At 69.2% G+C, this 6,401-nt stretch carries 4 protein-coding genes; 2 read left to right on the forward strand and 2 right to left on the reverse strand.

Annotated elements, in window-relative coordinates:
- The first annotated feature begins 123 nt into the window (after window positions 1-123).
- Window positions 124-1,242: a hypothetical protein gene (locus tag VEL82_05025; protein ID HXW67217.1), complete on the forward strand. Its 1,119-nt coding sequence runs from the start codon at window positions 124-126 to the stop codon at window positions 1,240-1,242.
- Window positions 1,243-1,340: 98 nt separating this feature from the next.
- On the opposite strand, the gene VEL82_05030 is transcribed toward VEL82_05025, so the two are convergent.
- Both VEL82_05030 and rpe read right to left on the reverse strand, forming a co-directional pair.
- Window positions 1,341-3,131, reverse strand: a complete 1,791-nt coding sequence (locus VEL82_05030; GenBank protein HXW67218.1) for an ATP-dependent DNA ligase — start codon at window positions 3,129-3,131, stop codon at window positions 1,341-1,343.
- Window positions 3,118-3,807, reverse strand: a complete 690-nt coding sequence (rpe, locus tag VEL82_05035) for a ribulose-phosphate 3-epimerase (protein HXW67219.1) — start codon at window positions 3,805-3,807, stop codon at window positions 3,118-3,120. The genes VEL82_05030 and rpe overlap by 14 nt, the downstream gene beginning before the upstream one ends.
- A gap of 141 nt (window positions 3,808-3,948) precedes the next feature.
- Here rpe and VEL82_05040 point away from each other — a divergent pair.
- Window positions 3,949-6,401 (forward strand): PKD domain-containing protein (locus VEL82_05040; protein HXW67220.1); only part of this gene is annotated, 2,453 nt, incomplete at its 3' end.

Below are 6,401 nucleotides of genomic sequence, written 5' to 3' on the forward strand. Positions count from 1 at the left end.
CCTCCGCCGCCGATCGGTGGAGGTCCCGCTCGTCCGTCGAGCGAGGCCGCCGGTGTGAACGGTTATCGCACTCCCCAAAAACCTAGCGCGACCTTTATGTAGCGCGGTTCCTCACGGGACGACATGCGCCGAGGGATGCGCTGGCTGACGTGGATACTGGGACTGGGGCTGCTCTCGTTCGTGGCCGTGGGGCTCATCGCGGCCCCGGTCGGAGCGGCGGCGGTCGAACACTTTGCGCCTGCGAACTCGAGCGCGACGGAGAAGGCCACGTCGATCGCCGCGACGGGCCCCCCCTCGATCGAGCTCACCTACACCACCCTCCCGCCACCGTTCACGGTGGTGCCGTTCAACCTGACGATCTCGGTCAGCGTGATCAACGCCACGATCAGCCCGACGAACATGTCGCTCTGGGCGACCATCTATGACGTGACGAACGAGTTTCCGTGCTCGGTGGTGAGCCTCAACTCCTCGGTCGCGACGGGCGTGTCGACCTACACGCTGGACGTCAACGCCACCAACCTCGCTCCGGCGATCGCGAACCCGGGCTGCAACCCGTACGCCGACAAGATGGGATTCATCGCGGGCGCGACGATCACGAACTCGGTGACCACCAACGGCTCGTCGACCGAGGTCTCGACGTACCTCAACGGACTTCAGCCGACCGTTGTGGGCCTGCTCTCCCCGCTGACGGCGGAGACGGGTCTCGGGAACGTGACGTTCCTCGCGTTCGCGAGCGGGCAGTTCATCTCGGGGTTGTCGATCGCGGTGTCGCTGAACTCGACGGTCGTCTTCCACGCGGTCCTGCTGCAATCGTCCAACTATTCCGGGCAGTACACCCCGGTGGTATGGGACGCGGCGTCCGCCGGTGCCTACAAGTTCTCGCTGGCGCTCACGACCACGTACGGGAACGACACCTACTACAACGGGACGCTGACGATCACCTCACCCGGTTCCACGACCATCACGGTCACGACCCAGACCAGCACCTGGCACAACCAGACGCTGATCCCGGGCGTCTCGCCGGCGGTCGGGGGCACGATCCTGATGGTGATCGGACTGCTCGTCGGCATCATCGCGGCCCTCCTGATCGGCCGGTCGATGGCGAACACGTCGGCCAAGCCCGCGCCGGCCCAGCAGTGGAGCGGCGAGGCCAAGGCGAACACCTGTAGCGTCTGCGGCCAGAGCTTCGGCTCGGCCGAGGAGCTCGCGGCGCACCAGAAGTCCGAGCACGGGATGAGCTGAGAAGCTCCCCCGGCCCGTGGCCAACCCCTTCTCCCGGTTCCTTCGGTTCCAGCGAGAAGGCGCGGACGTCCGGCGCCCGAGGGCTCGGACCCCGTCCGTCAGCTCGCGGGTTCGGCGCCCGACTCCGGCGGGAGGCGACGCACCTGGGTGCGGTACATCTCGAGCAGCTCGTCGGAGGTCGTCGCGTCGGTGGAGCCCTTGTCGTCCCGGACCCGGCCCGTGAAGCGGGGGAACCGCAGCGCGAGCCCTCCGCCCGCCCGCACGCGGTTCATCGCCGCCCGGTGGACCGGGCTCACGGTCAGCTCGGCTCCGCGAACCTCCAGGACGACCTCGGGCCGGAACCAGGCATCGGGGACGAGGCCGGTCTCGACCTCGGGCGGGGGGTGGGGGACGGCGAGGGCCCGCATGCGCTTGGACAGCGCCTCGAGGCTCGCGTCGTCGAAGCCGGTCCCGACCTTCGTGAACGACTCGAACCGCTCGCGGTGGGGGTCGTAGACCGCCAGCAGGAACGCTCCGAAACGCCCCGCCCGACGGCCACGGCCGTGGAACCCCCCGACGATGACCCCATCGATCGAGTCGCCCAGGGCCGCCGTGTACTCTCGCTTGTACTTGATCCACCAAAAGCCGCGCGCGCCGGCGCGGTAGCGGCTCTCGGGGCTCAAGGACTTCGCCATCACGCCTTCCGCCCCGGCGGCGACGGCCTCCTCGAAGAACGCCGTGGCAGCCTCGACGGACTCCACCGTCCGCTGCTCCGCGAGCGCGATCGTGTCGTTGGGCCGCACGAGCTCGCTCAGCGTCCGACGTCGCTCGGGGAACGGCCGCTCGTAGACCCCCTCGGAACCGTCCAGGAGGACGTCGAACAGGAACAGCGCGACGGGGATCTCCGCCTGGACCTTGTCGAGATCGTGCTTGCGGCCCCGGCGACGCGAGACCTCCTGGAAGGGCCGGATCTCCCCCGTCGACGGGTCGATCGGAACGCACTCGCCTTCGACGATCGCGGGGTGCCGCCGCAGGGCGGACGGCAGGGCCCGCGCGACGTCGGGGAACTGCGCGCCGATCTCCTCGAGGCGACGGGAGAACAGGCGTACCCGCCCATCGCGGGCGACGTGGGCCTGGACCCGGAGCCCGTCGTACTTGTACTCGAGGGCGGCCGTCCCGCCCATCCGCCGGAGGATCGAGGCGAGATCCGGCTCGCGCTCGGCCAGCATCGGCCGGATCGGCCGGCCGACCTCGAGGTGGATCTCCGCCAGCCCGGCCGGGCCGCGGGCCGCGAGCGCCTGCGCGACGAGCCCGAGGTCGCTCGACAGGTTGTAGGCCTCCTCGATGCGCGCCCTGGCGGCCTTGTCGGAGTCGGCGAAGGCGGAAGAGAGACCGTCCAGGATCGTCTGGTCCCGCACGCCGAGGCGGAGCTCGCCCAGCACGAACCGGACGATGTACTTCGCCTCGGACGGGCTCGCCCGCCCGAGCAGGCCCACGATCGAGGTGACCTTCTGCTCCTGCGAGCCCTCGCCCGAGGTGCGCGCGATCTCCCGGAGCGTCGCGTAGACCCCTTCCAGGTCGAGGGCCGAGTCGGCGACCGGCGTTCCGCGGGCCTCGAGGAGCTCGGCGACGACCGAACCGAGGTCGCCCCGCACGCGCAGGCGTTCGGCGACCCGGGAGTCCGGCGCGCCGGTCGCGAGGACGACCGCGCGTCGGGCGAGCGAGGCGCCGACCCCCAGCTCGACCCCCTCGAACTCCGGCCGCAGGATCCCCTGCGAGAGGTAGACGACCGGCACGATCAGCTTCGGAGCAAGCGGCGCGAACAGCTCGCCCAGCACCCGACGGCGGTCCGTCCGCTTGCTGGTTCCTTCGAGCTGGTCGTAGGCCCGGACGAGGTCAGCGAGCTTCATCCGGTCGGCCCGCGCCGATCGAACTCCGCAGCGCCTTTAGATTATCGACCACGCGGCCGCGCGCGAAGACGGAATCGCCGCAAACGAAGAAGGTCGCGCCGGCCCGGGCCGCCAGCGCGGCCGTCTCCGTCGTGATCCCACCGTCGACGGAAAGGTCCGCGGCCGACCCGAGTCGGTCGAGGCGGGCGCGAGCGTCGGACAGCTTCGGGCCCGATTCCGGCAGGAACTTCTGGCCGGAGAAGCCCGGGTGGACGCTCATCACGAGCAGCTGATCGACGCGGTCGAGCCACGGCGCTACGTCGTCGAGCGGGGTCGGCGGGCGGACCGCGATCCCGGCCTGCGCGCCGAGGTCGTGGATCCGTCGGATCGTCTCGCCCGGCTCGACGTCCGCCTCCCGATGGAAGACGATCGTCGTTCCGCCGGCCTCCACGAAGGTCGGTACGAACTGGTCCGGGTGCGAGACCATGAGGTGGATGTCGAGCGGCAGACGCGTCGAGCGGCGCGTCGCCCGCACGAGCGCGGGCCCGAAGGAGATGTTCGGCACGAAGTGGCCGTCCATCACGTCCAGGTGGAGCGCGTCCGCGCCGCCCTCTTCCGCGAGGCGGATCGCCTCGGCGAGGCGGGCGAAGTCGGCGCTCAGGAGCGAGGGCGCGAGCCGGCGGGGACGGGGCGGCACGGCGGGGCGCAACGACAAGGGTATTTATACCCCCGTTCGGCTTGGGGCCCCGAGTTCGGTGGACCCGAACCGATAGGTGACAGAATGGTTGGAATCTCGGATCGACGTGGCGTAACGACGGCGGTCGGAGCCTTGATCCTGGTGATCGTCGTGGTGCTCGCCGGTGGCCTGACGGCCGTCGGGCTGAACAGCATCGCCGGGAACAAGTCCGCCTCCACGAGCAGCACGACCAAGAGTTGCGTGCCGGTGTCGAGCCCGCAATGTCAGACCTTGGCGAATGTGCATGACGTAACCCTTCTCGTCCCGGTCCAGAATAGTTTCATCGGTCAAAGCGTACCCTTCACCGCGTCTCTCCCCGCGGGAGAGATCGCGTCGAGCTTCACCTTCAACTTCGGTGATGGCTCCGCTCCGCAGCAGGTCGTCGGGAGTTCGAACTCGGCCACCGCCGACTACGCCTACTCCTCGCCGGGGACCTACCTCGTCACGGTCACCGCGAGCGTGAACGGAGTCACGCACGACAACATCCACAACATCGGCTGGATCCAGGTCCAGTCGACGTACTCGGTCCCCGCGGCGGAGCTCGTGCCCGCCGTGACGGTCGCGATCACGTCGAACGGGACCTCGGGCGCGGCGTCCCCCACGGGCGTCGTCGCCACCGGCGCCACCGTGAGCTTCGCGGGCAGCTACACCGCGACCCCGGTGAACCCGATCTACTCGGGCACGACCCCCAGCATCAGCGTGCTGACGGGCCCGAGCGGGGGCGCGTCGGTCACGACCAACTCCTCGGGCCCGACGAGCGCCACCGCCTCGGTGCTGTTCAGCAGCGCCGGTACCTACACGGTCGGCTTCACCGCGAAGGCGACCAGCGTGTCCGGGCCGGCCTCGCAGAACAACATCTTCACCGTCATCGTCGGCAGTGGCGGCGCGGCGAAGGCCCCGCCGATCGCGGTCGCCCCGAAGGCCCTCAACGGCACCATCGTCTCCTACGACAACACCGGCGGCGCGGGCGCCGAGACGCTCGACCCGGCGATCGACTACGAGACGATCGGCTTCGAACCGATCGCGAACATCTACCAGACCCTGATCACCTACAACCAGTCTTCGATCACGAACTTCATCCCCGAGGCCGCTGCGTGCGTGCCGGGCAGCGCCCAGTGCACCCAGCTCTTCGGGCAGAGCCTCGTGAACGGCGCCAACCTCACGTTCGTGATCAGCGGCTCGTCGAACTTCTACGACCCGAACACCCACAAGACCTGGGGCGTCTACCCCACGGACGTGGTCTTCTCGTTCGCGCGAACGGCCTCGTTCGCGGTCATCCCGTCCTGGGGTGGCAACAACGGGTGGGTCACGGCCCAGTCGTATCTCCCGCTCGGCAACGCCTCGTGGGACACGGCGAGCTCGCCGACCGGCCTCGCCCTGCACGCGCCGGGCAACAACACGCCGGGCGTGATCCTGAGCCAGCTCCTGGTCAACGACTCCGCCTTCTGCCCTGCCAAGGCCTATGAGAACGGCTACCACGGCTGCGTGACCATCAACGCGGACGGTCTCGGCCAGGTCTGGAGCCCGAGCGCGGTGTACCAGCTGCTCTCGGACCCGCTCGGCGGTTCGATCACTCCCGCGGCCTGGATCAGCCAGGAGGGTTCGCCCCTCCCCGGCTGGACCGACACGGGGCTGACGGGCGCCGGCGACTATCCGATCGGCCTTCCGGGCGACGTCGACACGGCGAACGCGACGTCGCAGGACCCGGCGGTGCAGACCTGGATCACGAACGCGCTCGCGAACCCCACGATGTGGGACACTATGCAGATCGACGGTTCCGGGTTCTTCGGATTCCCGGCCGGTAGCGTGACCGAGGACAACGACATCGCGGGCAGCGGCCCGTACTACATGTCGTACTTCGACAACGCGGCCGAGTACATCCTGCAGGCGAACCCCGCCTACCACCCCAACCCGAACTGCCTCGGGTCGAGCTCGTGCCAGCCGGCGGTCGGCAAGTACGTCCCCAAGGTCATCCAGAACTGGGAGAGCACCTACTCGCCCGGTGAGGCGGCGCTCGAGTCCGGCACGGCCGACTTCGCGCCGATCCCGACGACCCAGACCAGCCTGCTGCTGCAGCTCCTGTCGCAGGGCAAGGTGAAGTTCACCCAGTTCCCGACCCTCGGGATCTACTTCTATCCGTTCGACTGGAACTACAACCTGGCCGCCGCGCAGGCGCTGACGCCGACGACGATCACCGCGCCGACGGACTTCTTCAGCTCCGAGGCGATGCGGATGCTGTTCTCGACCGCGTACCCGTACCAGTCGATCTACAACGCGATCGTGAACGTCGACGGCATCGACACGGGCATCAACTACGGCGGCGCGATCGCGCCGGGCATGTTGTACTACCCGACGAACGTGAGCTGGCCGGACACCAACCCGAGCTCCACACCGACACCGAACGTGCCGGGGAGCGCGTGGTGGTGGTGGGCGCAGGTCTCGACCCCCGGGAGCCCGTACTACGACGCGGAGATCGCCAGCGACTGCACGACCAGCCACCCGTGCACGATCCCGCTGTTCGGCGAGACCGGCTTCCCGCAGGGCGACATCCAGAA

This window comes from Thermoplasmata archaeon, assembly GCA_035622275.1.
Lineage (GTDB): Archaea > Thermoplasmatota > Thermoplasmata > Lutacidiplasmatales > UBA184 > Lutacidiplasma.